This window comes from Pantoea sp. Ep11b, from assembly GCF_040783975.1.
In the GTDB taxonomy this organism is placed as follows: Bacteria; Pseudomonadota; Gammaproteobacteria; order Enterobacterales; family Enterobacteriaceae; genus Pantoea.
Window position 1 is genome coordinate 3,520,231 of record NZ_CP160631.1, and the last position, 26,866, is coordinate 3,547,096.

The 26,866-nt window shown below is 58.5% G+C and carries 23 protein-coding genes, 3 tRNA genes and 1 pseudogene; 10 read left to right on the top strand and 17 right to left on the bottom strand.

Annotation, left to right across the window (positions count from 1 at the left end; translation table 11 throughout):
* The first annotated feature begins 54 nt into the window (after positions 1-54).
* On the top strand, positions 55-2,784 hold the full coding sequence (barA, locus tag AB1748_RS16530) for a two-component sensor histidine kinase BarA (RefSeq protein WP_367395790.1): 2,730 nt from the start codon (positions 55-57) through the stop codon (positions 2,782-2,784).
* 120 nt (positions 2,785-2,904) lie between these two features.
* On the opposite strand, the pseudogene AB1748_RS16535 reads toward barA, so the two are convergent.
* The 6 genes and pseudogenes from AB1748_RS16535 to AB1748_RS16560 form a co-directional block, all read right to left on the bottom strand.
* Positions 2,905-4,041: pseudogene (locus tag AB1748_RS16535) on the bottom strand (glycerate kinase); the annotation flags it as partial.
* A gap of 73 nt (positions 4,042-4,114) precedes the next feature.
* Positions 4,115-4,999, bottom strand: a complete 885-nt coding sequence (garR, locus tag AB1748_RS16540) for a 2-hydroxy-3-oxopropionate reductase (protein WP_111141430.1) — start codon at positions 4,997-4,999, stop codon at positions 4,115-4,117.
* A 19-nt stretch (positions 5,000-5,018) separates the two neighbouring features.
* On the bottom strand, positions 5,019-5,789 hold the full coding sequence (gene garL / locus AB1748_RS16545) for a 2-dehydro-3-deoxyglucarate aldolase (protein ID WP_111141431.1): 771 nt from the start codon (positions 5,787-5,789) through the stop codon (positions 5,019-5,021).
* A 44-nt stretch (positions 5,790-5,833) separates the two neighbouring features.
* Positions 5,834-7,165, bottom strand: coding sequence for a glucarate dehydratase (gene gudD / locus AB1748_RS16550; RefSeq protein ID WP_111141432.1), 1,332 nt, complete (start codon positions 7,163-7,165; stop codon positions 5,834-5,836).
* A gap of 10 nt (positions 7,166-7,175) precedes the next feature.
* Entirely contained in the window at positions 7,176-8,522 is a 1,347-nt protein-coding gene (locus AB1748_RS16555) for an enolase C-terminal domain-like protein (RefSeq protein WP_367395791.1), read from the bottom strand.
* Positions 8,519-9,880, bottom strand: a complete 1,362-nt coding sequence (locus AB1748_RS16560; protein WP_111141903.1) for an MFS transporter — start codon at positions 9,878-9,880, stop codon at positions 8,519-8,521. Before AB1748_RS16560 ends, AB1748_RS16555 begins: the two co-directional genes overlap by 4 nt.
* Positions 9,881-10,453: 573 nt before the next feature.
* Here AB1748_RS16560 and garD point away from each other — a divergent pair.
* The gene (garD, locus tag AB1748_RS16565; protein ID WP_111141905.1) at positions 10,454-12,013 is read left to right on the top strand and encodes a galactarate dehydratase; all 1,560 of its coding nucleotides are present in this window, start codon (positions 10,454-10,456) and stop codon (positions 12,011-12,013) included.
* Positions 12,014-12,077: 64 nt separating this feature from the next.
* On the opposite strand, the gene AB1748_RS16570 is transcribed toward garD, so the two are convergent.
* The 4 genes from AB1748_RS16570 to syd form a co-directional block, all read right to left on the bottom strand.
* Positions 12,078-12,524 (bottom strand): flavodoxin, encoded by a 447-nt coding sequence (locus AB1748_RS16570; RefSeq protein WP_111141907.1) that lies wholly within the window; start codon positions 12,522-12,524, stop codon positions 12,078-12,080.
* 12 nt (positions 12,525-12,536) lie between these two features.
* Entirely contained in the window at positions 12,537-13,316 is a 780-nt protein-coding gene (gene truC, locus AB1748_RS16575; RefSeq protein ID WP_111141909.1) for a tRNA pseudouridine(65) synthase TruC, read from the bottom strand.
* Positions 13,316-13,645 carry a YqcC family protein gene (locus AB1748_RS16580; protein ID WP_111141911.1) on the bottom strand — a complete coding sequence of 110 codons (330 nt, stop codon included), beginning with the start codon at positions 13,643-13,645 and terminating at the stop codon, positions 13,316-13,318. Before AB1748_RS16580 ends, truC begins: the two co-directional genes overlap by 1 nt.
* 586 nt (positions 13,646-14,231) lie before the next feature.
* Entirely contained in the window at positions 14,232-14,780 is a 549-nt protein-coding gene (syd, locus tag AB1748_RS16585; protein ID WP_367395792.1) for a SecY-interacting protein, read from the bottom strand.
* A gap of 62 nt (positions 14,781-14,842) precedes the next feature.
* Here syd and queF point away from each other — a divergent pair, with 62 nt between their 5' ends.
* From queF to xni, 3 genes are all read left to right on the top strand, one after another.
* Positions 14,843-15,688, top strand: a complete 846-nt coding sequence (queF, locus tag AB1748_RS16590) for an NADPH-dependent 7-cyano-7-deazaguanine reductase QueF (RefSeq protein WP_111141915.1) — start codon at positions 14,843-14,845, stop codon at positions 15,686-15,688.
* A 168-nt stretch (positions 15,689-15,856) separates the two neighbouring features.
* Positions 15,857-17,221 carry a nucleotide 5'-monophosphate nucleosidase PpnN gene (gene ppnN / locus AB1748_RS16595; RefSeq protein ID WP_111141917.1) on the top strand — a complete coding sequence of 455 codons (1,365 nt, stop codon included), beginning with the start codon at positions 15,857-15,859 and terminating at the stop codon, positions 17,219-17,221.
* Positions 17,222-17,255: 34 nt separating this feature from the next.
* Positions 17,256-18,011 (top strand): flap endonuclease Xni, encoded by a 756-nt coding sequence (xni, locus tag AB1748_RS16600; RefSeq protein WP_111141919.1) that lies wholly within the window; start codon positions 17,256-17,258, stop codon positions 18,009-18,011.
* A gap of 24 nt (positions 18,012-18,035) precedes the next feature.
* Here the strand turns inward: xni and rlmM are convergent, their stop codons facing one another.
* From rlmM to AB1748_RS16620, 4 genes are all read right to left on the bottom strand, one after another.
* Positions 18,036-19,136, bottom strand: a complete 1,101-nt coding sequence (gene rlmM / locus AB1748_RS16605) for a 23S rRNA (cytidine(2498)-2'-O)-methyltransferase RlmM (RefSeq protein WP_111141921.1) — start codon at positions 19,134-19,136, stop codon at positions 18,036-18,038.
* Positions 19,129-19,524: a DUF423 domain-containing protein gene (locus AB1748_RS16610; RefSeq protein WP_111141923.1), complete on the bottom strand. Its 396-nt coding sequence runs from the start codon at positions 19,522-19,524 to the stop codon at positions 19,129-19,131. The genes rlmM and AB1748_RS16610 overlap by 8 nt, the downstream gene beginning before the upstream one ends.
* Positions 19,525-19,574: 50 nt before the next feature.
* A complete protein-coding gene (locus AB1748_RS16615) occupies positions 19,575-20,492 on the bottom strand; it encodes a transcriptional regulator GcvA (protein WP_293770386.1) in 918 nt (305 codons plus the stop codon).
* Between the two features lie 332 nt (positions 20,493-20,824).
* A complete protein-coding gene (locus AB1748_RS16620) occupies positions 20,825-21,049 on the bottom strand; it encodes a YgdI/YgdR family lipoprotein (protein WP_111140820.1) in 225 nt (74 codons plus the stop codon).
* Positions 21,050-21,258: 209 nt separating this feature from the next.
* Between AB1748_RS16620 and csdA the strand changes: the two genes are divergently transcribed.
* Positions 21,259-22,467, top strand: a complete 1,209-nt coding sequence (csdA, locus tag AB1748_RS16625; protein ID WP_367395793.1) for a cysteine desulfurase CsdA — start codon at positions 21,259-21,261, stop codon at positions 22,465-22,467.
* 2 nt (positions 22,468-22,469) lie between these two features.
* Positions 22,470-22,925 (top strand): cysteine desulfurase sulfur acceptor subunit CsdE, encoded by a 456-nt coding sequence (gene csdE / locus AB1748_RS16630; protein WP_111140822.1) that lies wholly within the window; start codon positions 22,470-22,472, stop codon positions 22,923-22,925.
* On the opposite strand, the gene tcdA is transcribed toward csdE, so the two are convergent.
* Together tcdA and mltA are read right to left on the bottom strand one after the other, a co-directional pair.
* On the bottom strand, positions 22,904-23,716 hold the full coding sequence (tcdA, locus tag AB1748_RS16635; RefSeq protein ID WP_293770392.1) for a tRNA cyclic N6-threonylcarbamoyladenosine(37) synthase TcdA: 813 nt from the start codon (positions 23,714-23,716) through the stop codon (positions 22,904-22,906). The two genes, csdE and tcdA, sit on opposite strands and share 22 nt — an antisense overlap.
* A gap of 48 nt (positions 23,717-23,764) precedes the next feature.
* A complete protein-coding gene (gene mltA, locus AB1748_RS16640; protein WP_111140824.1) occupies positions 23,765-24,913 on the bottom strand; it encodes a murein transglycosylase A in 1,149 nt (382 codons plus the stop codon).
* A 203-nt stretch (positions 24,914-25,116) separates the two neighbouring features.
* Between mltA and AB1748_RS16645 the strand changes: the two genes are divergently transcribed.
* The 3 genes from AB1748_RS16645 (at position 25,117) to AB1748_RS16655 (ending at position 25,459) form a co-directional block, all read left to right on the top strand.
* A tRNA-Met gene (locus AB1748_RS16645) sits at positions 25,117-25,193 on the top strand.
* Between the two features lie 59 nt (positions 25,194-25,252).
* Positions 25,253-25,329: transfer RNA gene (locus AB1748_RS16650), tRNA-Met, on the top strand.
* A gap of 53 nt (positions 25,330-25,382) precedes the next feature.
* Positions 25,383-25,459 (top strand) — tRNA-Met (locus AB1748_RS16655).
* A 111-nt stretch (positions 25,460-25,570) separates the two neighbouring features.
* Here AB1748_RS16655 and amiC read toward each other — a convergent pair.
* Entirely contained in the window at positions 25,571-26,815 is a 1,245-nt protein-coding gene (gene amiC, locus AB1748_RS16660; protein WP_111140825.1) for an N-acetylmuramoyl-L-alanine amidase AmiC, read from the bottom strand.
* Between the last annotated feature and the right edge of the window lie 51 nt (positions 26,816-26,866).

Genomic DNA, 26,866 nt, shown 5'->3' on the forward strand with positions numbered 1-26,866 from the left:
TGTCACCGACAGCCTGCACAGGGACGTTAATGCCGGAGTAGCCAGGCGACTATTATGACCAAATACAGCCTGCGGGCGCGAATGATGATTTTAATTCTGGCACCTGTGCTGATGGTTGGCCTGCTGCTCAGCTCATTTTTTGTGGTGCACCGCTACAATGAGCTACAGCGTCAGGTTATTGATGCCGGAGCCAACATCATCGAACCGCTGGCAATCTCCAGCGAATACAGCATGACCTGGCACAACCGGGATGCCATGCGTGAACTGGTCAGCCTGCTGCACCGCCGCCATTCGGGGATCGTCCGGGCGATTTCGGTGTTTGATAACCATAATCAGCTCTACGCCACCTCCAATCACAAGCAGAACCTCAGCCTGCAGCAGCAGTCTGATATCCGCACGCTAACCGATGATGTCTCGATGGAGCGTCACGGCACTCTGCTGATTCTGCGCACCCCGATTACCAGCGAGCGCTACGACGCGGATGAGTTACCCGATGAAGATGCCAAACCCTCAGGCAATCCGCTGGGCTATGTGGCGATAGAGCTGGACCTGCAGTCTGTGCGCCTCCAGCAGTATAAAGAGGTGTTTGTCGCCACGCTGATGCTGCTCTTCTGTCTCTGTCTCGCAATGCTGTTTGCCTATCGCCTGATGCGCGACGTCACGGGGCCGATCCGCAATATGGTCACCACCGTTGACCGCATCCGGCGCGGCCAGCTTGACAGCCGCGTAGAGGGCTACATGCTGGGTGAACTCAGTATTCTGAAGAACGGCATTAATGCGATGGCGATGTCGCTGACCGCCTATCACGAGGAGATGCAGCACAATATCGACCAGGCGACTTACGATCTGCGGGAAACGCTGGAGCAGCTGGAGATTCAGAACGTGGAGCTGGATCTGGCGAAGAAGCGCGCTCAGGAAGCGGCGCGCATCAAGTCGGAGTTTCTGGCCAATATGTCGCATGAGCTGCGAACGCCGCTGAACGGGGTACTGGGCTTTACCCGGCAGATGCTGAAAACCCAGCTGCGCGCGACCCAGCGCGACTACATGCAGACCATAGAACGCTCGGCCAATAATCTGCTCAGTATTATTAACGACGTGCTCGACTTTTCGAAACTGGAGGCGGGCAAGCTGATGCTGGAGGCGATCCCCTTCCCGCTGCGCGCCACGCTGGATGAAACCCTGGTGCTGCTCGCACCTTCGGCGCATGAAAAGGGGCTGGAGCTGACGGTAGTCTGCGACAGCAGCGTGCCGGATAACGTGATTGGTGATGCGCTGCGCCTGCAGCAGATCCTGATTAACCTGATCGGCAACGCGATTAAATTTACCGAACAGGGGTATGTGGGCCTGCGCGTCGGGCAGCGTGTGATCACCCAGTCGCGGGTCGAGCTGGAGATCCAGGTGGAGGACAGCGGCATCGGCATCTCTGAGCAGCAGCAGACGCAGCTGTTCCAGGCGTTCCGTCAGGCGGATGCCAGCATTTCACGCCGCCACGGCGGAACCGGGCTGGGGCTGGTCATCACGCAGAAACTGGTGCGGGAGATGGGCGGCGATATCACCTTCAGCAGCCAGCCGGATCAGGGATCGACCTTTGTAATTCGTGTGCAGCTCGATCTCAACCCGAATGCGCCGGGTATGCCTCGCGTGCTGGACGCGCTGTCGCATGCGCGCATCGCCTATGTAGAGGCGGACGCTATCGTAGCCAGTGCGGCGCTGGAGATGCTGAGCGCCACACCGCTGCAGATCGACTACAGCGAAACGCTGGAGGGATTAAAAGAGGCGCACTATCCGCTGCTGCTGATGGCGATGCCGGTCGATGTCAGCCAGCCTGAACTGCTCAGTGAGAGAAGGATCAATGCGGTGCTGGAGCGGGCAGATAACGTACTGATGGCGCTGCCGAGTCCGATGATGCTGCTGGCCGATGAGCTGAAAGTGCGCGGCATTGATGGCTGCATCGCGAAGCCGATCTCCCTGACGCGCCTGCTGCCCATGTTGCTGGATCTGCATACCCGTCAGATGAGCGAACTGCCGCTCTCTCCCCGTCTGCCGCTGACGGTGATGGCGGTGGATGATAACCCCGCCAACCTCAAGCTGATTGGCGCGCTGCTGGAGGAGCAGGTGCAGAATATCCTGCTGTGCAGCAACGCCGAACACGCCATCCGGGAAGCCCGTCAGCATGCGCTGGATGTCATCCTGATGGATATTCAGATGCCTGACATCGATGGCATCCGCGCCAGCGAAATCATCCGCACCCTGCCGCATCACGCCAGTACGCCTATCGTGGCGGTCACCGCCCATGCCATTGATGGCGAACGCGAGCAGTTAATCAAAGCGGGCATGAACGACTATCTTGCTAAACCCATCGATGAGAGCAAGTTAAGACAGCTGCTGGCGCGCTATACGCCGCCGCCGGTCGTACCTGTGCCGGAGCTGCCGGCCATATTACCGACGCTGGACTGGCAACTGGCGCTGCGACAGGCGGCCAATAAGCCTGATCTGGCGCGCGATCTGCTGCGTATGCTGCTGGAGTTTTTACCGGAAGTGCATGCGAAGATCGCGCAGTTTATGGCGGACAATGACGTCAGCGCCCTGCGCGAGATCATTCACAAACTGCATGGCAGTGCCAGCTACAGCGGCGTGCCGCGCATGAAGCAGCTTTGTCACCAGCTGGAGAGAGAGCTGCCTGAGGTCAGCGATATCGTGGCGCTGGAACCGGAACTGCTGGAGTTGCAGGATGAGATGGAGAACGTCGCCAGAGAGGCCCGGCAGCTGCTGGGAATAGCGTAAGGCCGGGTACGTTCGGGGCCGCAGACGCGGCCCCGTTCCCCTGCGGAAGAGAACTCAGGCTCTGTCGAGCTGCACGCTGAGACCCGCAGCTGCAGAGAGGCCGGACGGCGCAGAGAGGGCATGAAAGCCGGCCAGCTTCAGCGTAGCCGCCACATTACGCGACGTCATCTCGACGTTCTTTCCGGCGCTGGCGAGCGCCTCATCCAGCGTACAGATGCTGTAGAGCACGCTGAAGACCGCATCAATGCCGTGCTGATGCACCACTCCCACATCCGCCGTCAGACTTCCCGCGATGCCAATGACCGGTTTATCAAACCGCTTTGCAACCCTGGCGACCCCGATCGGCACCTTGCCATTGATACTCTGGCTGTCGATACGCCCCTCTCCGGTGATCACCAGGTCGGCATCTTTCACCTGCTCCGCCAGCCCCAGCGCCTCCGTGACAATCTCAATGCCACGCCGCAGCTCCGCGTGACAGAAGGCGTGCAGCGCGGCCCCCATTCCGCCCGCTGCGCCGCCGCCCGGAATCGTCAGTACATCGATATCGAGGTCGCGCTGGATGATCGCGGCGTAGTGGCCCAGCGCCTGATCGAGCTGCTGCACCAGCGCCGGTGTCGCCCCCTTCTGCGGACCGAATATCGCCGAGGCGCCCTCTTTGCCGGTCAGCGGATTGGTCACGTCGCAGGCCACCTCAATGCGGCAGCGCTGAAGGCGGGCGTCGAGCGCATCGATATCGATACTGGCAAGCCGGGCTAGCGCCCCGCCACCGTAGCCGATTTGCTGACCACTGGCATCCAGCAGCCGCGCGCCCAGCGCCTGCATCATTCCGGCACCACCATCATTGGTGGCGCTGCCGCCGATCCCGATAATGATGTGATCGACCCCTTTATCCAGCGCATGTCTGATCAGCTCACCGGTTCCGAAGGAGGTGGTGATCAGCGGATCGCGCTGGCAGGCAGGCACCCGTTCCAGCCCACTGGCGGCGGCCATTTCGATATAGGCCGTTGACTCATCGCCGGAGAGCCCATAAAAGGCATCAACCTGGGTGCCCAGCGGCCCGGTCACCTTCAGCCTGACGATCTTTCCCTTCGTCGCCGCCACCATCGCTTCTACCGTGCCTTCGCCACCGTCGGCGAGCGGTATTTTCACGTAATGCGCATCGGGGAAGATGTCACGGAAACCCGCTTCAATCGCCGATGCCACATCCAGGGCGGATAAACTCTCTTTATATGAATCCGGTGCGATTACGATTTTCATAGGCAATCCGAGCACTGTTGAGTAATTGAAACGGCTCTGAACCAGTCCGGTTCCGGGAAACCGGCACCAGGTTTTAGCGGGCGATTTCAACCTTCGCTAACTTCTCATAATAGCAGGCCAGCGCACTGTGGTCGGCGTTACCCTGACCGTCGTTACGCAGCGCCTGCATCATCTCCATCACTGCCGCCGTCAGCGGCAGATGCGCGCCGATGCCGTGCGAGGTATCAAGGGCGTTCGCCAGATCCTTGATATGCAGATCGATGCGGAAGCCGGGTTTGAAGTTGCGATCCATCACCATCGGCGCTTTGGCATCCAGCACCGTGCTGCCCGCCAGCCCGCCACGGATCGCCTGATAGACCAGATCCGGATTAACCCCGGCTTTGGTCGCCAGCGACAGGGCTTCGGACATCGCCGCAATATTCAGCGCCACGATCACCTGATTAGCCAGTTTCGTGACGTTGCCTGCGCCGATATCACCGGTGTGGACAACCGAGCCCGCCATCGCTTTCATGATGTCGTAGCACTGATCAAACACCGCTTTATCGCCGCCGACCATGACCGAGAGCGTGCCCTCAATCGCTTTGGGTTCACCACCACTGACCGGCGCATCCAGCATTTTGATCTGCTTTTCTGCCAGCGCATCGTGCACTTCCCGGCTCGCCAGCGGCGCAATCGAACTCATGTCGATCACCACCAGGCCCGGCTTCGCGCCCTCAATAATGCCCTCTTTTCCCAGACAGACCTCTTTAACCTGCGGCGAGTTGGGCACCATGGTAATCACCACGTCGCACTGTTCTGCCACCTCTCTGGGCGATTTCGCGACGGTCGCACCCAGCGCCGTCAGCTCCGCTTCGTTGCTGGCATTGTGGTCCCGTACCACCAGCGCATATCCGGCTTTCAGCAGGTTTTTACTCATGGGTTTGCCCATAATGCCCAGGCCGATAAATCCAATCTTCATTGCGTTTCCCCTTAATGAATTAGCGCTTAAATTTGTCGCACAGCGCCTGCGAGGCGTTGCGGAACATTCCGACGTCGCTGCCGACCGCCACAAAGGTGGCACCCCACTCCAGATAGCGACGCGCGTCCGCCTCCACCGGTGCCAGAATGCCGCTCGGCTTACCGGCCGCGCTGGCGCGCTCAAAAATGTGTTTAATGACTTTCAGCACCTCAGGATGCGCGGGCTGGCCGAGGTAGCCCAGCGCGGCCGAGAGATCGCCCGGCCCGACAAAAATCCCGTCGACGCCCTCTACCGCCGCGATGGCATCTATGTTGTCCACCGCCTGCTGGGTTTCGATCTGCACCAGCACCGTGATGTTGTCATTGATCTGCTGGTTATAGTCGGGCAGCGTGCCGTACATGTTGCTGCGGTGGGAGACCGAGACACCGCGGATACCGGCGGGCGGATAGCGGGTTGACGCAACGGCTCGCTGCGCCTCCTCCTGGGTTTCGACAAAGGGCACCAGAAGGTTGCTAAAGCCGATATCCAGCAGACGCTTGATGATCACCGGCTCATTGCAGGGCGGACGCACTACGGCGGCGCTCTGGCTGCCTTTCAGCGCCATCAGCTGCGGCACAAAGGTCGTAATATCGTTGGGCGCATGTTCGCCATCGAGTACCAGCCAGTCAAAACCGGCCAGCCCCAGAATTTCCGTCGAAATCGGACTGGCCAGCGCGCACCAGCTGCCGATCAGGGTGTCGCCCGCTAACAGGCGGCGGCGAAATCCATTGGCCCAGGCTGCATTACTCATGTTTCAACTCCTGTGACAGGGCTTCGCAGCGGAAGCCCGGAAGATTAACGAACCAGGCACGGGCGCTTGTTATCGAAAGTCCATCCCGGTACCAGAAACTGCATCGCTTCGGCATCATTGCGCGCGCCTAATCCCTGCTTCTGATAGAGCGCGTTGGCCTGCATGACCTGATCCATATCCAGCTCGACGCCAAGACCCGGCTTCTGCGGCACCTGCACCATGCCGCCTTTAATCTGGAACGGCTCTCTGGTGAGGCGCTGGTTGCCCTCCTGCCAGATCCAGTGCGTATCAATGGCGGTAATCGCACCCGGCGCGGCCGCGGCCACATGGGTAAACATCGCCAGCGAAATGTCGAAGTGGTTATTCGAGTGGGAGCCCCAGGTCAGACCGAAGTCGTGGCACATCTGCGCCACCCTCACCGAGCCCTGCATGGTCCAGAAGTGCGGATCGGCCAGCGGAATGTCTACCGACTGCAGCGACAGGGTGTGGCCCATCTGTCGCCAGTCGGTGGCGATCATATTGGTCGCGGTCGGCAGGCCGGTGGCGCGGCGAAACTCCGCCATCACTTCTCGCCCTGAGTAGCCCTGCTCGGCACCACAGGGATCTTCCGCGTAGGCCAGCACATCTTTGAGCTGTTTGCCGAGGATGATCGCCTCGTTGAGTGACCAGGCGCCGTTGGGGTCGAGCGTAATCCGTGCTTCAGGGAAACGCTTCGCCAGCGCCGTCACCGCTTCCGCCTCTTCGCCGCCGCGCAATACGCCGCCTTTCAGCTTGAAGTCGTTAAAGCCATATTTCTCATAAGCCGCTTCCGCCAGGCGCACCACCGCATCCGGCGTAAGCGCCTCTTCGTGGCGCAGCCGGTACCAGTCGCACGGATCGTCTGGCTGGCTCTGATAAGAGAGCGACGTCTTCGTGCGGTCGCCGATATAGAACAGATAGCCGAGCATCTCAACGCGGTCGCGCTGCTGCCCGTCGCCGAGCAGTGAAGCGACGTTGACGCCCAGGTGCTGGCCCAGCAGGTCAAGCAGCGCCGCTTCAATGCCGGTCACTACGTGGATCGTGGTGCGTAAATCGAAGGTCTGGTTGCCGCGCCCGCCGGCATCGCGGTCAGCAAAGGTGGTGCGCACCAGACTGAGGGTATTTTTGTACTCGCCCAGCGTCTTGCCGATCACCAGCGCCGCGGCATCCTCCAGCGTCTGACGAATTTTTTCACCGCCCGGGATTTCACCGACGCCGGTGTGTCCGGCGTTATCCTTAATGATCACGATGTTGCGGGTAAAGAATGGCGAGTGCGCACCGCTGAGGTTAAGCAGCATGCTGTCGTAGCCTGCCACCGGGATTACCTGCATGGCGGTCACTTTCGGTGTTGAACTCATCTCCTGCTCCTTATGCTGTTTTGCGGCCAAATGCCGGGCGCTTGCGATCAAACGTCCAGCCCGGGACCAGATACTGCATTGCCGTTGCATCGTTACGCGCCCCGGCGGGCAGAGCGTGATAAAGCTGGCTGGCTTTCTTCACCTGATCCCAGTCAAGTTCGACACCCAGACCCGGTGCCTCCGGCACGGCAATCTTGCCGTTGCGAATCTGCAGCGGATTTTTCGTCAGGCGCTGGTCGCCCTCCTGCCAGATCCAGTGTGTATCAATCGCCGTCGGGTTGCCCGGCGCGGCGGCGCCGACATGGGTAAACATCGCCAGCGAAATATCGAAATGATTGTTGGAGTGGCAGCCCCAGGTCAGCCCCCACTCATCGCACAGCTGAGCCACACGGACCGCCCCACTGAGCGTCCAGAAGTGGGGATCGGCCAGCGGAATATCGACCGCATTCAGCATCACCGCGTGGTTCATCTCACGCCAGTTGGTGGCGATCATGTTGGTGGCGACCGGCAGACCGGTGGCGCGCCGGAACTCCGCCATTACTTCACGTCCCGAATAGCCCGCTTCCGCGCCGCAGGGATCTTCGGCGTAGCTCAGCACATCCTGCATCCCCTTGCAGAGTGCTATCGCCTCATCCAGCCGCCAGGCGCCGTTGGGATCGACCGTGATGCGGGCGTCGGGGAAGCGCTGTTTCAGCGCCGCCGCCGTCGCGATCTCCTGCTCACCCGGCAGCACGCCGCCCTTGAGCTTGAAGTCTCTGAAGCCATACTTATCCTGTGCCGCCTCGGCCAGCCTGACGACGGCCTCGCTGGTCAGCGCCTCCTGATGACGCAGGTGATACCAGTCGTGCGTAGCCTGCTCTCCTGACTGATAGGGCAGATCGGTTTTGCGGCGGTCGCCGAGATAGAACAGATAGCCCAGCACCCTGACCTCATCCCGCTGTTTGCCCGGCCCCAGCAGCTCGGCCACCGGCACGCCCAGGCATTGTCCCAGCAGGTCGAGCAGCGCCGCTTCCAGCGCAGCGACCGCATTGACCCGCAGCTCAAAAGTCCAGGCGCCGTTGCCAAAGGTAGTGAAATCAGCCGACTGATTGCCCTGATGGACCTGCTGCACCAGACGATTCATCCGGGCGATCTGCTGACCTTTTACCTGCGGAATGGCCGCCACCAGCGTCTGATAGATGGTGTCGCCGCCGGGCGCTTCACCGACGCCGGTGTGCCCGGCACTGTCGGTGAGCACCACCAGATTGCGGGTGAAGCAGGCGTTGTGTGCGCCACCAATGTTGAGCAGCATGCTGTCATAACCCGCGACCGGAATAACCTGCATCTCCGTGATTACCGGTGAGCTTTGTGTGTTCATGAGGCGTCCTTACCGGTCCAGGGTTTCAGTTCGACACGTCTGATATCACCGGCGATCACCAGGAAGCTGAATGCGGCGACAAAGGCATGAATACCGACGTAGAGCAGCGCCCCTTCAAAGGATCCGCTGGTGGCGATGATGTAGCCGATGGCGATAGGCGTCACGATGCCGGAGAAGTTACCGAACATATTGAACAGACCGCCGCTCAGGCCGCTGATCTCTTTCGGTGCCGTATCCGCCATCACCGCCCAGCCCAGCGCGCCAATGCCTTTGCCAAAGAACGCCAGTGCCATAAAGAACACCACCATCCATTCAGTGTCGGTGTAGTTACACATCACCATCGAAATAGAGAGCAGCATACCCAGCACGATGGGGGTTTTACGCGCAATATTCAGCGAGCCGGTTTTACGCATCAGCCAGTCGGAGATCACCCCGCCCAGCACGCCGCCGAGGAAGCCGCACACCGCCGGCACGGAGGCCACGAAGCCCGCTTTGAGGATCGACATGCCGCGCGCCTGCACCAGATAGACCGGGAACCAGGTGATAAAGAAGTAAGTTAAGGCGTTAACACAGTACTGACCGAGGTAGATCCCAAGCATCATGCGCGAAGTGAGCAGCTGCTTGATCTGGAACCACTTTTCACCCCAGCTGACTTTGCGGGTCTCTTTTCTGGCGTCCATATTGATCAGAGCCCCGCCCTGCTCCATGTACTCCAGTTCCGCTTTATTGACGCCAGGGTGATCGTTGGGATCGTGGATCACTTTCAGCCAGATAAAACTGAGGATGATGCCCAGACCACCCATAAACCAGAACACATGCGCCCAGCCCACTTCGGAAACCAGCCAGCCCATGATGGGTGCGAAGATTACGGTGGCGAAGTATTGAGCCGAGTTGAAGATCGCCACCGCCGTGCCGCGCTCCTGCGCCGGAAACCAGGCTGCCACGATGCGACTGTTGCCGGGGAAGGAGGGCGCTTCGGCCAGACCGACCAGGAAACGCAGGATAAACAGCGACATAATGATGCCAAAGCCGCTGAAGATATCGACGAAGCCCTGCAGCAGGGTGAACAGCGACCAGGTGAAGATGCTCCAGAAATAGACCCGTTTTGAGCCGAAGCGGTCGAGCAGCCAGCCGCCCGGGATCTGACCGATCACATAGGCCCATGAGAAGGCAGAGAAGATGTAGCCGAGTCCGACTGAATCCAGGCCGATATCTTTCGACATCGCCGAACCGGCAATGGAAATGGTGGCGCGGTCACCGTAGTTGAATGAGGTGACGATAAACAACATCACCACAATCCAGTAGCGGGCATTGGTGCGTTTCTGCACCGTTTCCGCGGTCTGGCTGAAACTATTCATGATGCACTCCTGAAATATAGCGTGAGCTACATTCGCTCTGACTGCATACACATCGCGTTGGGTATCAGAGAGAAGTTGGGTTAAACACGGCGATCTTTTTGTTCTGGCAAACCTTTATTTATCCATCCGGCGTCTGGCGGGTGCGGCGAGATAAACGCTCTGCCGCCTTTTCCGGGTGGGTAATACGTCGTGACAGATAACCTGACTTTGGCTAACGGGACTCAGTATAAGAACAGCCTGCGGCCAGCACATTGGCGCATTGCCCTGGAATGGCGAAGGTGTTGAAGGGATTATCTTGCGAATGCACAAAAGCCTGCGGGATGGCTCACGAAAGCGCGTTTTTCCGGGTCGATCGGTGCCTCCGGCGACGCTTTCCCCTGCTGTTTGTGAGGGTCTTCACTTGCTTTTGGATAAGCGACCCAAAACGGCGGAAGGATTCGCCTTAATGGTGGACATTTGCACAATGCGCGCCCCGGCCCTGCTCCTTATACTAAAGCTGGCAAACCCCCGTGTGACAGGTCAAATCATTACAGCGTGCCGCATCACGCCGGCGCGACAGAGGCAAGGTAAGCGATGAATCTCAAAACAGATGAACGACCGCTCTATATCAAAGTCCATGAGCACGACAATGTGGCCATTGTGGTGAACAGTCTGGGTCTGCCCGCCGGAACCCGGTTTGCTGACGGGCTGACGCTGACGGAACATGTGCCCCAGGGCCACAAAGTGGCGCTGAGTGCGATTCGTCAGGGCGAGGCGATCCTGCGTTATGGCGAAGTGATTGGCTATGCCCTGCGGGATATCGCTCAGGGGAGCTGGATTGATGAGTCGCTGGTCGCACTGCCGGACGCCCCGCCGCTGGCCAGCCTGCCATTAGCCACGCAGGTACCGCCCGAGCTGCCGCCGCTGGAGGGCTATACCTTCGAGGGCTACCGCAATGCGGATGGCAGCGTCGGCACACGCAATCTGCTCGGCATCACAACCAGCGTTCACTGCGTGGCGGGCGTGGTCGATCATGTTGTACAGATTATCGAGCGGGAGCTGCTGCCGCGTTATCCCAATGTAGATGGCGTGGTTGCCCTGAATCACCTCTATGGTTGCGGCGTCGCGATCAACGCGCCTGCGGCGGTAGTGCCGATTCGCACCATTCACAACCTGGCGCTGAATGCGAATTTTGGCGGCGAAGTGATGGTCGTCGGCCTGGGCTGTGAGAAGTTACAGCCGGAGCGTCTGCTGACCGGCACCGCTGACGTGCAGGCGATCTCACTGGACGACAGGGACATCGTGCGTTTGCAGGATGAAAAGCTGGTGGGGTTCGGTGCGATGGTGCAGGAGATCCTGCAGGTCGCGGAGCGGCATCTCCAGCGGCTGAATCAGCGCCAGCGCGAAACCTGCCCTGCGGCTGATCTGATTGTCGGCATGCAGTGTGGCGGCAGCGATGCGTTCTCTGGCGTGACGGCCAACCCGGCGGTGGGCTTCGCCTCCGATCTGCTGGTGCGCTGTGGCGCGACGGTGATGTTCTCGGAAGTCACCGAAGTTCGCGATGCGATTCATCTGCTGACGCCGCGCGTCATTAATCAGGAGGTCGGTAAGCGCTTACTGGAGGAGATGGCCTGGTATGATGACTATCTCGACCAGGGGCAGACCGATCGCAGTGCTAACCCGTCGCCGGGCAATAAAAAGGGCGGGCTGGCCAACGTGGTGGAAAAGGCGCTTGGCTCAATCGCCAAGTCAGGCCGCAGCGCCATTGTCGAAGTGCTCTCCCCCGGTCAGCGACCTACGCGACGTGGATTAATCTATGCAGCGACCCCCGCCAGCGATTTTGTCTGCGGCACGCAGCAGCTGGCCTCCGGCATCACCCTGCAGGTCTTTACCACGGGCCGCGGAACGCCTTATGGTCTGGCAGCGATCCCGGTGATCAAGATGGCAACGCGAAATGCTCTGGCCGAACGCTGGCACGATCTGATGGATATCAATGCCGGGACGATTGCTACCGGTGAAGAGAGTATTGAACAGGTGGGCTGGCGACTGTTTGAACTGATCCTGGATATCGCCAGCGGCCGGAAGCAGACCTGGTCCGATCGCTGGGGGATCCGCAATCAGCTGGCGGTATTTAATCCGGCCCCGGTCACCTGATCCTATAGCGTCCGGGCCAGGCTTATCTGCGGGCCTTTCAGCCGCGATAAGCCTGGCGGCGGCGTCAGAGCTGTGCGCCCCAGGCCTCAACCCAGGGCGAGGTGACGGTTTCCGGCTCCGGATTTTCCGTGGCGTCCACCAGCAGTGTCTCACCGACCCGCTGTGCGCCCTGCTCCTGCAGCAGCGCATCGAAGGCTTTGCCCGCGCCACAAAAATGGTCATAGCTGCTGTCACCCAGCGCAATCACGCCATAGCGCAGCGCAGGCTGATGCCCCAGCTTATCTTTTATCGCGTGGAACAGCCCTGAAAGGGTGTCGGGGAAATCGCCCTGACCGGTGGTTGAGGTGATGATCAACGCTACATCGCTGGTATACGCCTGCCAGTCGGCCAGCGTCGGATCGTCAAACAGCGTCACGCTGTGACCCTGCTGCTGCAGAATCGGCTCCGCCTCTTCGGCCGCCAGCAGCGCATTGCCATATACCGTGCCTACAAAAATGCCAATCTTTGCCATCTGCTTTCTCCCTTATTCTGAAACCTTATCCTCGCCTGGCGCGGCGGCAAACTCAACCCGCGGCACCTCCGGCAGCGTATCCTGCCAGCCAAACTGGCTCATCAGATTCTGCCAGACGCTATCCAGCCCGGCGCGTATCAGCAAAGGTTCACCGGTTACCGGATGGGTCAGCGCCAGGCTGCTGGCGTGCAGCATCAGCCGGTTCGCGCCAAAGTGCTGCGCGGCGCCCCGGTTCTGCCGCAGATCGCCGTGCGCCGAATCGCCAATAATCGGATGGCGCAGGTGTGACATGTGGCGACGCAGCTGATGCTTGCGGCCGGTGCGGGGTGAGAGTTCGACCAGGCTATAACGCGAAGTGGGATAACGGCCAATGCCGACCGGCATCTCGGCGGTTGCCAGGGCCTGATAATCGGTGATCGCCGACTGGGCGGCAAGCGGTTCGCTGGCGTGCCTGTCCGCAATCCTGTCACGCTCTTCCACCAGCGGATAGTCGAGCGTCCCGCTGCTCTCCAGCCAGCCGCGCAGAACGGCGTGGTAAGTTTTCTGCATCTGATGCTGTTCAAACTGCTGGGACAGCAGCCGACCCACTTCGCTGGAGAGCCCCATCAGCAGCACGCCTGACGTCGGTTTATCCAGCCGATGCGCGGTAAAGACATGCTGGCCGATTTGATCGCGCACGGTCTGCATCACAAACACCGTTTCATGCCGATCCAGCCAGCTGCGATGAACCAGCCAGCCGCTGGGTTTGTTGACCGCCACCAGCCACTCATCCTGATAGACTATTTCCAGCATCAGTGAGCCGCATCCTGGAGTAGTAGATCGAGCTGACGCAGGGTCAGCAGCAGCGGCGCAATACCCGGCTGGTCAGGCATCAGCACCACTTCATAATAGGGGGCAACGGCAAAGTTCTGCGGTAACGGATGCCGCGCCGCAATCAGGGCATGCATCCGTGGGACCAGCACCCACTGGAGCCACTGCAGCGGCTCCAGCGTATCCATACAGAAGGGTTCACGGCTGTCGAGTGCGCCTTCCGGCGGCGGCGTACTCTGCCAGAGTTGATATTCACGCATCACCGCTTCCAGCTGTTCCAGCCGTTGCGTAATCAATTGTTCAGGCGTCATGCGCCACCTCCAGCAAGCCGTCAAAAATGGGCGGCAAGCATATCACTAGTTGGCACAGGCACAAAAAAAGGGAGCACTGTATAAACAGTGCTCCCGGTTCGTTTGCAGCTATCCCGCTACGTTAGTGCTCCCTGCTCTTCCATGACAACTTGTCCCGTGCGAACTCCTGTCGCGCATCGTCCTGATGTATCCTTAGCATCCTGGCCCACCACCTCTTCTGAGGGGCTCTCATTCTCCATCCTGGAGGTGTCCCTGACTCAATCCTGAGCGATCCTGTTTCATCCTGAAACCTTCCGTGTGCCGTAAGCTCCGTTACGTTCCTGCCTCATGGCTTATCATCGTCCTGACGAACCCGTTTCCTGAGCATCCTGCAGCGAGAAACATTTTGACAGAACGCGTAAAGCGCACAAGGGACTTATGGCAAAACTTTACGAAATGTGCGGTGCAAATTCAGATAATCGCCATTAAGTTTATGATTCACAATATTTTTACATTCTGGCCTTCCGGATGTCTCATGAACGATATGGCGATCTCTTACAGTATATGTAAGAGATCTCGCACAAACGCAGCGGCAAATCACTGCGAGTCAGTTGATAACCAGTTGTAATGACTTAAGAAATATCTCAAGGCTTTCGGCTACTACGGTGCGCTGTTTACGCCCCGGCTGTTCCAGAATTACTTCGCCTGTCAGATTCGAGACCGAGACGATCTCCTCCTCTGAATCAGTGGTGGCAATAAACAGCGTCGGCGACTGTCTGAGACGGCGCTGCATCACCAGATGCCCAATCAGATTCTCCTGCAACCGCAGAAAATCCTCTTCACTCCAGACCTGTAACAGAGTCAGCGACTGCTCACCCAGCGTGGCCCGCATGTCGCCCGCCAGTTGCGTGGTGTAGAACGCCGTGATCGACGGCTGAAGCTGAAGATCGATGGCACGCTCAATGGCCTCCAGCGTGGGCGGCAGCGTGAACGGCTGCGGCTGCCAGAGGACCTGCTGCCCGCGATCTTCCAGCGCGCAGGGCGACGGCACACCATAGAGATCGCTGCTGGCCGGTGCATGGCCGGTCTGCTGAAGCCAGTGCTGGCAGTAGCGCTGGGTAAAGTCGCGCAACGCGGCGGCAGTTTGCTGCATCATTCATATTCTCACTTCTGATGGGTTACACTTAGCCACTTTGATTAATTTTGGTGGTAACCGCAATGACTACTCACGAACAGGATCAGGCACTCAGCAACCTGACGCTGGGCAAACCCACAGCCTATCACGATCGCTATGACAATGGCTTACTGCAGGCGGTGCCGCGCAGCCTGAACCGTGAACCCCTTGGCCTGTTTCCCGACAGCCTGCCCTTCACCGGCGCCGATATCTGGACGCTGTATGAGCTGTCGTGGCTTAACAGCAAAGGGCTGCCGCAGGTCGCTGTGGGTGAAGTGGTGCTGGATGCGCAGAGCCGTAATCTTATCGAATCCAAGAGTTTCAAACTCTACCTGAACAGCTTCAACCAGACCCGCTTTGCCGACTGGGGTGAAGTCCGTCAGACGCTGGAGCGCGACCTGAGCGCCTGCGCAGAGGGAGAAGTGCAGGTTGCGCTGTTCCGGCTCAGTGAGGTGGAAGGACAGCCAATCGGGCACTTTGAGGGCCGCTGTATTGATGAGCAGGATATCACCATCGAGGATTATCGCTTCAATGCTGACTATCTCGCCAATGCCGCAGGCAGTGAAATCGTTGAAGAGACGCTGGTCAGTCATCTGCTCAAATCTAACTGCCTGATCACGAACCAGCCCGACTGGGGTTCGGTGATGATCCGCTACTCAGGCCCGCGCATCGATCGTGAGGCCCTGCTGCGCTACCTGATCTCATTCCGCCAGCACAATGAGTTCCATGAGCAGTGCGTCGAGCGCATCTTCAATGATGTGATGCGCTTCTGTCATCCGGACGCCCTGACGGTATATGCGCGCTACACGCGCCGGGGCGGGCTGGATATCAACCCGTGGCGCACCAATGTGCCCTTCACGCCCGGCTTTTCACGGCTGGTTCGTCAGTAGTTTGCGAGTTTTCTCGCAGGCTGCGTGATGCGCGCGCAGTTCCGCTTGAGCTGTGCGGGCTGACAAGGCTACTCTGGTGATGGCGGCAACCCATGGATGCCGCCCCGGGATTTTCGTCACTGCCGTTGCAGTGCCAACACGCACCCAGGCGGGTGTAAAGGAGCTCATTTGATTACCCACATCAGCCCTCTTGGCTCAATGGATCTGCTCTCGCAGCTGGAAGTCGATATGCTTAAGCGCACAGCCAGCAGCGACCTTTACCAGCTGTTTCGCAATTGCTCTCTGGCCGTGCTTAACTCCGGCAGCCAGACTGACAGCAGCCACGAACTGCTCTCCCGCTTTGAAAATTTCGACATCAATGTGCTGCGCCAGGAGCGCGGCGTTAAACTGGAGCTGATCAATCCGCCGGAAGAGGCGTTCGTGGATGGCCGCATTATCCGCTCGCTGCAGGCGAACCTGTTTGCCGTACTGCGTGACATCCTGTTTGTCAGCGGACAGCTCACCATGCCGGGGCGGCTTACCGCAGCCGAAGAGAACGATTCGGTCACGATCACTAACACCGTCTTTTCCATTCTGCGCAATGCGCGGGCACTGCATATCGGCGAAGATCCCAACACGGTGGTCTGCTGGGGCGGTCACTCCATCAACGCCGTTGAGTATCAGTACTGCCGCAACGTCGGAACGCAGCTCGGTCTGCGTGAACTGAACATCTGTACCGGCTGCGGGCCAGGTGTGATGGAAGCGCCAATGAAAGGGGCCGCGGTCGGCCATGCCCAGCAACGCTACCGTGACAGCCGCTTTATCGGCCTGACCGAACCTTCAATCATTGCCGCGGAACCACCAAACCCACTGGTGAACGAGCTGATCATCATGCCGGACATCGAAAAACGTCTGGAAGCGTTCGTACGCATCGCGCATGGCATCATCATTTTCCCGGGCGGCGTCGGCACCGCAGAAGAGCTGCTCTATCTGCTGGGCATCCTGATGAATCCGCAGAACAACGACCAGCTGCTGCCGCTGATTCTGACCGGCCCCGAAGAGAGCGCCGACTACTTCCGCGTGCTGGATGATTTCATCGTCAACACCCTGGGCGAACAGGCTCGTAAGCATTATCAGATCATCATCAACGATGCGGCGGAAGTGGCGCGTCTGATGAAGAAAGCGATGCCGCAGGTCAAAGAGAATCGTCGCGAAACCGGTGATGCGTATAGCTTTAACTGGTCGATTCGCATTGAACCCGATCTGCAGGTGCCGTTCCTTCCGACCCACGAGAATATGGCCAACCTTAATCTCTATACCAATCAGGCACCTGAAAAGCTGGCTGCCGACCTGCGTCGCGCCTTCTCAGGCATCGTCGCCGGTAACGTTAAAGAGATGGGGATCCGCGAGATCCGTGAAAAGGGCCGCTACAAGCTGCATGGCGATCCCGACATCATGCATCGGATGGATGAGCTGCTACAGGGATTTGTGGCGCAGCAACGTATGAAACTGCCCGGCACCGCCTACATCCCCTGCTACGAAATTATCAAATAAATCAGGAGGCAGCCTCCGGGCTGCCCATACGCTCATGGCTTTTCATCTTGTTATTATTGATGCCCTGAATCTGATTCGCCGTCTGCACGCCGTTCAGGGTTCGCCCTGCGTGGACGGCTGTGTGGCCGCGCTGCGTCAGGTGCTGGGTCACACGCGACCGACTCACGCGGTCGCCGTGTTTGATGGCGAAGCGCGTCATCAGGGCTGGCGTCATCAGCTGCTGCCCGATTACAAAAGCGGACGTCCCCCTATGCCTGATGACCTGCAGGCGGAAATTCCGGCGTTGCAGGAAGCGTTTCGCGTGGCCGGCGTCAGCTGCTGGATCGCCGGCGACGATGAGGCGGATGACCTCGCGGCCACGCTGGCGGTGAAAATGGCCCAGGCGGGACATCAGGCCACCATTGTTTCCACGGACAAAGGATACTGTCAGTTGCTGGCTCCCGACATCCGTATCCGCGACTACTTTCAGAAACGGTGGCTCGACCTGCCCTTTATCGAAGCGGAGTTTGGCGTGGCCCCGGAGCGACTGCCCGACTACTGGGGACTCTGCGGGATCAGCAGCAGCAAGATCCCCGGCATCGCCGGTATCGGCCCGAAAAGCGCGAAACAGCTGCTGGCAGAGTTTCACACGCTTGAGGGGATTTATCAGCAACTGGCGCGGGTGCCTGCAAAGTGGCGGGAAAAGATTGCGGAAGGTCAGCGGATAGCGGAGATCAGCCGCGAGGTCGCAACGCTGAAGCGGGATCTGGTGTTACAGGGAAACCTGAATACGCTGCGTTATACCGGCTGAGTGCGGCTGCACTCAGCCCGGTGATTAACGTTCGTCGCGCCGACCACCCATCGCGGCCCAGATCCGGCGTACATGCACCGTTACCTCTTCGCGGTCGTGATAGAGCTGGCGGGCGCGGATCTGCACGTTGATGCCCTCGCTATCAAAGCGTTCCTGCATCATCGCCAGATTCTGCGTCACCTCTTCGTAACGCTTCTTCATCGGCAGCTTCAGGTTGAAGATCGCCTCACGGCACCAGCCATTCACCAGCCAGTCGGTCATCAGGTTAGCCACGCGCACCGGCTTCTCCACCATGTCACACACCAGCCAGCTGATGTTGTTACGGGGTGGCCGGTATTTGAAGCCATCGGCCTTTTCGTGCATCACCTGGCCGGTATCCATCAGGCTCGGCGCCATTGGCCCGTTGTCCACCGCATAGACCATCATGCTGCGCTGAACCAGCTGATAGGTCCAGCCGCCCGGACAGGCCCCGAGATCCACCGCGTACATGCCGCTGGCTAAACGCTCATCCCATTCATCCTCCGGGATAAAGACGTGAAACGCCTCTTCCAGCTTCAGCGTGGAGCGACTTGGCGCATCGGCGGGAAACTTAAGCCGGGGGATCCCCATGTACAGCGGTGAACTGTTTTCGCGGAAGGAGTAGCCGACATAACAGGTGCCCGGCGCAATGAAGAACACATGCACCACCGGGCGTTTCGGGCTCTCATAATTGAGCAGGATCTTGCCTTCGCGCAGTGCGGCACGCAGCGGAACGGTGAACTTACGACAGAATTTCGTCAGCTCTTTGGCTTCGTTGGTGTCCGGCACCTCAACACGCAGCTCGCCCCCCTTCTCCACCACACCGGTCAGCATGCCGACAATCGGGGTGATTCGATCTTCCTGCGGCAGATCACGCAGCAGTTCGCCGACGACCAGCATCTGCCGGGCGAAAATCAGCTCATCAAACGGCAGTTCCCGCGCCAGCCGCTCGGCATCTTCGAACTGGTAGCACTCAAACAGCACATAACCGGCGTCATCTTTGACCCGTGGAAAGCCGTAGATCTCGCGTTCAGCGGCTCTGGCGCTGATCTCTGCTGCACACTCTTTTTCAAAACCGGGACGACAATAGAGTAAAACTTTATTCATGGCGTTCTGCCTTTCGTTTAAGACGCAGCGCGCCAATCAACATCAATACCCAACCGGCGAGGAAACAGACTCCGCCCACTGGCGTGATAAAAACCCAAAACTTCAGATGTGACAGCGCCAGACAGTAGAGGCTGCCACTGAACAACACGGTGCCGAGCGCCATCAGCGCACTGCTCCAGTAAAACCAGATATTAGCGCGACGTAACATCGCGGCTCCCAGCCCCATCACGGCTAAAGTGTGATAAGCCTGATATTCCAGCCCGGTATGGATCCAGGCCATTTCAGCTGCGCCAAGCGATCGACTCAGCACATGGGCACCAAATGCGCCAAACGCCACCAGCAGAAACCCGCTGATCGCGGCAAAAATAAACATGGCACGACTGGACATTCACCGTTCCTCTGGATGCTTTTGCATCATAATGCAATTAAATCAAGATGTTATTGTTGGTAACGAAAGCGGAATTTTTCTTGTTCTGTTGCGGCTTTTGCCAGGATCCACTGTCGGAAGGCGGCTATTTTACCCAGTTCTGCCTGACTGTCATGACAAACCAGATAAAAAGCGTTTTTACTGACCAGCACATCGTTAAACGGGCAGATTAAGCGCCCGGCCTCGATCTCACTCTGCGCCATCACATTATTCGCCAGCGCCACCCCCTGACCATGAATCGCCGCCTGCAGCACCATCGCGCTGTGGCTGAAGATTGGCCCCTGCTGCACATTGATATGCTGCAGCCCCAGCTGACGAATATAGGATTGCCAGTCCCGCCGCGAGGCGTCATGCAGCAGGGTAAAGCGTGACAGATCCATCGGCGTTTTCAGCGGATTATCGCCGGTCATCAGCGTCGGGGAACAGACCGGCAGCAGATATTCGGCATAGAGTTTTTCGACCCGCAGTCCTGGCCAGTTACCGCGCCCATAGAAAATCGCCACATCGACATCGTCGGCCAGCTTCTCTTCATCGCGGTCCACGGCCTGGATGCGCACGTCGATTCCCGGATAAGCCATATTAAAGCTGGAGAGGCGAGGCACCAGCCACTGAATGGCGAAACTCGGCAGCAGACTGACGGTCAGTGCACCCTTGGCACTGCGCGCCTGCAGTTTGCGCGTCGCTTCATTAATGGCGGAGAAGATCTCTTTGATATCGAGATAGTAGCTTTGTCCTTCCTCGGTCAGTAACAGCGAACGATTCCTCCGGCGAAACAGCTTTAACCCCAGAAAATCCTCCAGAGATTTAATCTGATGGCTTACAGCAGCCTGGGTGACAAACAGCTCTTCAGCGGCTTTGGTAAAGCTTAAATGGCGTGCGGCTGCGTCAAAAACACGCAGTGCGTTAAGGGGAGGAAGGCGTTTCGACATGGTTTTCCGTATCCGGCGCGACGAAAAATACGCAGGCTTATACAAAGCGTTTACGTATTAGAATTTTTAATCCGAGGCATTATAATTTGTCCGTTGAGGAACCACCAGCAAATACCTATAGTTGCCGCACTTCCAGAGCCGGAACGAAAAGTTTTTAGATTTGTGAGTGAGTTCGCAGATTTTCTGAAAGCTTTTGGCTTGTGGTCGTGATGTTGTGTTTGCAATTTTTGATCCGACGATTGCGGATCGAACTCTTAATTCCTGTAGATTTACCCTGTCTGTCCATAGTGATTTTAAATAGCACCGCAAATTGCGGTGCTTTTTTTTTGCTCTTACTGGCCTGATTCAACCATTTCTTTGACGTCAGAGCGGTTGATCTGCTGCTCGTTGCCATTCGCATCTTTATAGCTGATCATACCGGTGTCATTATCGACCTTCGGCTTGCCGGCAGCCACGATAGTGCGGCCATCATTGGTATGCATAACGTAGTTGCTTGAACAGGCGCTCAGGGTGAAAGCCAGAGTACATACGGCCAGTACTGCGGTAAGTTTATTCATCTGCTATCTCCTTGTAGATTGATTGCATTAAACCGCCCGCGTTACGCTAATCAGAGGCAGCCGAAAAGTGAGATCGACTACGAAACGTTGCGTCGTTATGCGGGTCTGGTTTAAACCTTGCAATATTCAGCATAACGCGCTTTTTCAGCTTTGCCATACGCAGACCATTCTTTCAGTTTGGTCCTAATTATTCTCATAATGGACCCGGCATGACCGCATTTAATCCCACCGCTTTTCGCCAGCAGTTTCCCGCGCTCACTGACGCCGGGGTGTATCTCGACAGCGCAGCTACCACGCTGAAACCCCACGCCGTCATTGAGAGTACACAGCAGTTTTACAGCCTCAGCGCCGGCACGGTGCATCGCAGCCAGTTCGCTGCCGCCAGGGACCTGACGCAGCGCTATGAACAGGCGCGCAGTCAGGTGGCCCGCTGGCTTAATGCCGCTGACGATCGTGAAATTGTCTGGACGCGCGGCACCACCGAAGCGATAAATCTGGTGGCCAACAGCTGGCTGCGGCCGCGCCTGCAGCCGGGTGATGAGATCGTGGTCAGCGAAGCCGAGCATCATGCCAATCTGGTTCCGTGGCTGATGGCCGCCAGGGCCTGCGGTGCCCGCGTCGTAAAATGGCCGTTAGGTCCGGATCGCCTGCCGGATATCAGCCAGTTACCTGCCCTGCTTAACAGCCGGACGCGGCTGCTGGCGGTGGGTCAGATGTCGAACGTCACCGGCGGCTGTCCCGATCTTGGTCAGGCGATCGCGCTGGCTCATGGCGTGGGAGCGAAAGTCATGGTCGATGGCGCGCAGGGTGTGGTGCATTGCCCGCCGGATCTCCAGGCGCTCGACATCGACTTTTACGCCTTCTCCGCCCATAAGATTTACGGCCCGATGGGGACTGGCGCGCTTTATGGCAAAGCGGAACTGCTGGAGGCGATGGCGTCGTGGCAGGGGGGCGGCAAAATGGTGACTCAGGTTGATTTCAGTGACTTCACCCCGCAGCCGGTGCCCTGGCGTTTTGAAGCGGGCACGCCAAATGTGGCGGGCGTCGTGGGATTGAGTGCCGCGCTGAGCTGGCTGTCGCAGTACGATCTGCCGCAGGCTGAATGCTGGAGTCAGCGGCTCGCCACTCAGGCTGAGCAACAGCTGGCGGAACTGCCTGGCTTTCGCAGTTTCCGCTGTGGCAACGCCAGCCTGCTGGCGTTTGAGTTTGACGGTCTGCACCACAGCGATCTGGTGACGCTGCTGGCGGAACAGGGCATCGCCCTGCGCGCCGGTCAGCACTGTGCGCAGCCGCTGATGGCGGCACTGGGCGTCAGTGGAACGCTGCGCGCCTCTTTTGCCCCCTATAATAATCTGCAGGATGTTGATGCGCTGGTGCATGCCATGAAGCGCGCCATTTCGCTGTTATCGGAGTTTTAGCAATGAGTTCATCGCCGTTAGCGCCACACCCGTTTGGCGCAGAGATCACTGTCGCTACGCTGAAGGAGAGCTTTGGTCGCTTTCATCAGTGGGAAGATCGTTATCGCCAGCTGATTCAGCTGGGCCGTCAGTTGCCCGCGCTGCCAGAGGAACTGAAGCGCCCGGAGATTGAACTGAGCGGGTGTGAGAACCGGGTCTGGCTGGGCAGCCAGCGACAGGAGGCGGGTACGCTGCACTTCTATGGCGACAGCGAAGGACGGATTGTGCGTGGCCTGCTGGCGGTGCTGCTGACTGCCGTTGAGGGTCAGACGCCACAGCAGCTGCTGGCCAGCGATCCCCTGCAACTTTTTGATGAACTGGGTCTGCGCGCCCAGCTCAGCGCGTCACGCAGCAGCGGCCTGCAGGCGCTGGCCGCCGCGGTAGAGCACGCCGCGCGTCAGGCGCTGGCGACGTCCTGACGCGCGGCGCGCGCCAGAAACTTCTTCAGCGCATGCGAAACGGCCACAAAGCCAAAGGTGGCGGTGACCATGGTGGCGGCGCCGAAACCGGATGCGCAATCCATTCGCTTCGGTCCCTCTGCCGTGCTGCGTGAGGCACAGACGCTGCCATCGGCCTGCGGATAGACCAGCGCCTCGGTGGAGAAAACGCAGTCGATGCCCAGTTTACCCTTACTGTTTTTTATCACGCCCAGGCTCCTGAGCCGTTCGCGCAGCTTCGCCGCCAGCGGATCCTGAATGGTCTTTGCCAGATCCGCGACCTGGATCTGCGTTGGATCAATCTGACCACCCGCGCCACCGGTGGTGATCAGCGGGATCTTATTCCGGCGACACCAGGCGATCAGGGCCGCTTTAGGCCGCACGCTGTCAATAGCATCGATCACATAATCAAAACCGGCAGCCATCAGGTCTGCGGTGTTCTCTGGCGTAATAAAATCATCAATGCAGATCACCTCACAATCAGGATTGATGGCACGCAACCGCTCTGCCATGACCTCTGTTTTGGCCTTGCCGACATTGCCCTGCAGCGCATGCAGCTGACGGTTGGTATTGGTGATACAGACATCATCCATATCAATCAGGGTGATTTTACCAATCCCGGTGCGTACCAGCGCCTCCGCCGCCCAGGAGCCGACGCCGCCGATTCCGATGACGCAGAAGTGGGCGTCAGCAAACCGTTGCAGCGCATCCTGACCATAGAGACGCGCCGTGCCGCCAAAGCGCTGATGCCAGGCGTCATTTAACACTTTCATAGTTGAACCTGTAACGTCGTGCGGGCCCGCAGGCCCGCAGAGAAGAAATTAGTTAGCGCCGAGGAGCAGTGAACCATTATTACCGTTTTGCGGGCTGGAGAACAGCGGCTGTCCGGCACCCGGCGCGGCTTTCAGTACCCAGACGCGGCCATAGTGATTATAGAAGCCCGCCAGATGCGCGGCATCGGGACCGATACCCTGATAGATATCAAAGTGCTGTCCTTTAATCGCGCCGCCTACGTCCAGGGCCACCATCAGGCGCATCTCATATTTACCGTTGAACTTGCCCTTCTCATTGAGCTGTGGCACCTCCGCCAGCAGTACCGTGCCCGGTGGAATGATGGAGCGGTCAGAGGCGACAGAGGCTTTCGCCACCAGCGGCACCGCGCTGGCGCCGCGTACCGGCGTAAAAGGCTCAGCTTTAAAGAAGACGAATGACGGGTTGGTTTCCAGCAGTGCGCGCACTTCCTGAGGCGAGTGCTCCTGCGCCCACTGACGGATCGCCTGCATCGACATATCTTCGCGCTTTACTTCGCCGCGGTCGATCAGCTCTTTACCGATACTATGGTATCCCCAGCCATTTTTACCGGCGTAACCAAAGAAGGTCATCGGGCGGCCGTCGCCAAAATCGACATAACCACTGCCCTGCACATCCATCATGAAGTTATCAATCAGCGAGTTGCTGTAGGCAATAACGTAGCGGTCATCGAGTGCGCCACTGTAGATAGAGGCGCGGCTCGGTAATTTTTCACCCCGTTTACGTGGTGGCATCCGATAGATTGGGTACTGGAATTCACCCTGACGGGTGTAACGCGCTTCCACTACCGGCGTGTAGTAGCCGGTAAACTGCACGTTACCGTAGTTGTCCGTGCCCTCCATCTGCCAGGCATTCAGGCCATACTGACGAAGCTGTCGGGTATCAGCCCCCGCCATCAGCCAGCTCTCAATCGCACTGTAGGTGCCACTCTGACGGCCATAGAGCGCCGATGAGGCGGACTGGATCTGGCGTACCTGCTCACCAAAGTCCCGGCCGTTTACCGGTGCGCCTTTGGCATTGGGCTGATTCACCAGCGCCAGCGGCTGTTCCAGTTTGCCATCTTTATATTGCTGACCGCGATCGGTCGGTTTAGAGCTACAGGCCGCCAGCAGCGTGATCAACGTGCCAGTGAGTGCATACTTCACCCAATGTAATTTCATTCTCTTCTCTTTTTATAACTGTTCGCCCCGCGACGATAGCAAAGCCCCCGGCAGAATGAAATGCATCCGCTTTCACGCTGTGCGGATCAGTTCAATAATTAATCAGATGGGCGGTTCCTTCAGCAACTGGCTGTTAATTTAGCTTTTATCTGTAAAAAGGGGTTGCATCAATCAGCGCGGAGAGTATAGTGCGCTTCCACGGACGCGGGGTGGAGCAGCCTGGTAGCTCGTCGGGCTCATAACCCGAAGGTCGTCGGTTCAAATCCGGCCCCCGCAACCAATACTTCTGAGGCAGTTTTCAGAAGTCACAATGTGAAAAGTCGCAATGCGCAATACGGACGCGGGGTGGAGCAGCCTGGTAGCTCGTCGGGCTCATAACCCGAAGGTCGTCGGTTCAAATCCGGCCCCCGCAACCAACACTTCTGACGCCGTTTTCAGAAGTCACAATGTGAAGTCAGTATGATACGGACGCGGGGTGGAGCAGCCTGGTAGCTCGTCGGGCTCATAACCCGAAGGTCGTCGGTTCAAATCCGGCCCCCGCAACCAATCATTTAAACACCTGAAAGGGTGTTTTTTTGTTTCTGGCGTTCCCGAATCCTCTTTTGCGCCCCCTCCGCCCTGAAAAGCGTGCGGATAGCCCGGGCTATCCGCCTTGCATTACCGATGGGCCAGCGCCGCCCCACTCTCTACATAGGCTTTGATGCCATCCAGAATCGCCTGGGCTACCTGATGCTGATAGCGGGTGGTTCGCAGTTTACGCTCCTCCTCCACATTACTGATAAAGGCCGTTTCAACCAGAATGGAAGGAATGTCCGGCGCTTTGAGCACCGCAAATCCGGCTTGATCCACCGTGCGTTTATGCAGGTGGTTGATGCGCCCCATGCGATGCAGCACCTCTTTACCGAACTTCAGGCTGTCGTGGATCGTCTGCCGCTGCACCATATCGAACATGGTGTGGTCGAGATAGCGGTCACCGCTTTTGCTGACGCCGCCTATCAGGTCTGATTCGTTCTGCGTCTGCGCCAGGAAGCGGGCGGCTGCGGAGGTCGCCCCGCTGGTGGACAAGGCGAACACCGAGGATCCCCGCGCCGCGCGGCTGGTAAACGCATCCGCATGAATAGAGACAAAAAGATCGGCGCGCTGCTTGCGGGCTTTGGCAACCCTGACCCGCAGCGGAATAAAGACATCTTCGTTGCGCGTCATGTAGGCTTTCATGTTGGGCTGTTTGTCGATCAGCGCTTTCAGTCGCCGGCCAATCTTCAGCACAATATCCTTCTCGCGGGTCTTATATTTGCCGTGCGCGCCAGGATCTTCGCCGCCGTGGCCGGGATCGATCATGATGATAATCGGCCGGTCGCGTCCCGCTTTGCCCGGCAGAGGAGCCTGTACCCCTTCATCTTTCTCCAGATCGCCCTGGTTGTAATCTTTCAGCAGCGCCAGCAGCGGATCATCTTCCACATGATCCTGGCTCGGATAGAGGTCAACCACCAGCCGGTGATTGATCCCGGCGACCGGTGCCAGGTTAAAGATTTTCGGCGCGACGTTGCGCTTCAGCTCCAGTACCACGCGCACCGTGTTGCTGTCGAACTGGCCGACGCGGGCATTTTTGATAAAGGGATCGTCGACCCGGACCTGCTTATCCACCCCTTTCAGGACCGGATTAAGGTGCAGGCCCTGGATATCGATCACCAGGCGATCGGGATTTGTCAGGGCAAACTGTTTGTACTTCAGTGCAACGCTGGACTCCAGCGTCATCCGTGAATAGGTGGATGAGGGCCAGATCCGCACGGCCACAATGTGGTTTTTGGCCGCCAGCCCCGTGCGGCTGACGCTTAACAGCAGTAAGGCGCCTGTCCCCTGTAAGAATCGTCTGCGTGAAAAATGGGAATTACCGTCTGACATGCCGCTCCAGCTGCTGTGTTATGTCTGAAAATGCGCCAGTTAATAAAATGG

Bases quoted from the DNA above. Each gene is read 5' to 3' on its own strand.
- barA (WP_367395790.1), top strand. From the start codon at position 55: ATGACCAAATACAGCCTGCGGGCGCGAATGATGATTTTAATTCTGGCA.
- garR (WP_111141430.1), bottom strand. From the start codon at position 4,999: ATGAAGATTGGATTTATCGGCCTGGGCATTATGGGCAAACCCATGAGT.
- garL (WP_111141431.1), bottom strand. From the start codon at position 5,789: ATGAGTAATGCAGCCTGGGCCAATGGATTTCGCCGCCGCCTGTTAGCG.
- gudD (WP_111141432.1), bottom strand. From the start codon at position 7,165: ATGAGTTCAACACCGAAAGTGACCGCCATGCAGGTAATCCCGGTGGCA.
- AB1748_RS16555 (WP_367395791.1), bottom strand. From the start codon at position 8,522: ATGAACACACAAAGCTCACCGGTAATCACGGAGATGCAGGTTATTCCG.
- AB1748_RS16560 (WP_111141903.1), bottom strand. From the start codon at position 9,880: ATGAATAGTTTCAGCCAGACCGCGGAAACGGTGCAGAAACGCACCAAT.
- garD (WP_111141905.1), top strand. From the start codon at position 10,454: ATGAATCTCAAAACAGATGAACGACCGCTCTATATCAAAGTCCATGAG.
- AB1748_RS16570 (WP_111141907.1), bottom strand. From the start codon at position 12,524: ATGGCAAAGATTGGCATTTTTGTAGGCACGGTATATGGCAATGCGCTG.
- truC (WP_111141909.1), bottom strand. From the start codon at position 13,316: ATGCTGGAAATAGTCTATCAGGATGAGTGGCTGGTGGCGGTCAACAAA.
- AB1748_RS16580 (WP_111141911.1), bottom strand. From the start codon at position 13,645: ATGACGCCTGAACAATTGATTACGCAACGGCTGGAACAGCTGGAAGCG.
- syd (WP_367395792.1), bottom strand. From the start codon at position 14,780: ATGATGCAGCAAACTGCCGCCGCGTTGCGCGACTTTACCCAGCGCTAC.
- queF (WP_111141915.1), top strand. From the start codon at position 14,843: ATGACTACTCACGAACAGGATCAGGCACTCAGCAACCTGACGCTGGGC.
- xni (WP_111141919.1), top strand. From the start codon at position 17,256: ATGGCTTTTCATCTTGTTATTATTGATGCCCTGAATCTGATTCGCCGT.
- rlmM (WP_111141921.1), bottom strand. From the start codon at position 19,136: ATGAATAAAGTTTTACTCTATTGTCGTCCCGGTTTTGAAAAAGAGTGT.
- AB1748_RS16610 (WP_111141923.1), bottom strand. From the start codon at position 19,524: ATGTCCAGTCGTGCCATGTTTATTTTTGCCGCGATCAGCGGGTTTCTG.
- AB1748_RS16615 (WP_293770386.1), bottom strand. From the start codon at position 20,492: ATGTCGAAACGCCTTCCTCCCCTTAACGCACTGCGTGTTTTTGACGCA.
- AB1748_RS16620 (WP_111140820.1), bottom strand. From the start codon at position 21,049: ATGAATAAACTTACCGCAGTACTGGCCGTATGTACTCTGGCTTTCACC.
- csdA (WP_367395793.1), top strand. From the start codon at position 21,259: ATGACCGCATTTAATCCCACCGCTTTTCGCCAGCAGTTTCCCGCGCTC.
- csdE (WP_111140822.1), top strand. From the start codon at position 22,470: ATGAGTTCATCGCCGTTAGCGCCACACCCGTTTGGCGCAGAGATCACT.
- tcdA (WP_293770392.1), bottom strand. From the start codon at position 23,716: ATGAAAGTGTTAAATGACGCCTGGCATCAGCGCTTTGGCGGCACGGCG.
- mltA (WP_111140824.1), bottom strand. From the start codon at position 24,913: ATGAAATTACATTGGGTGAAGTATGCACTCACTGGCACGTTGATCACG.
- amiC (WP_111140825.1), bottom strand. From the start codon at position 26,815: ATGTCAGACGGTAATTCCCATTTTTCACGCAGACGATTCTTACAGGGG.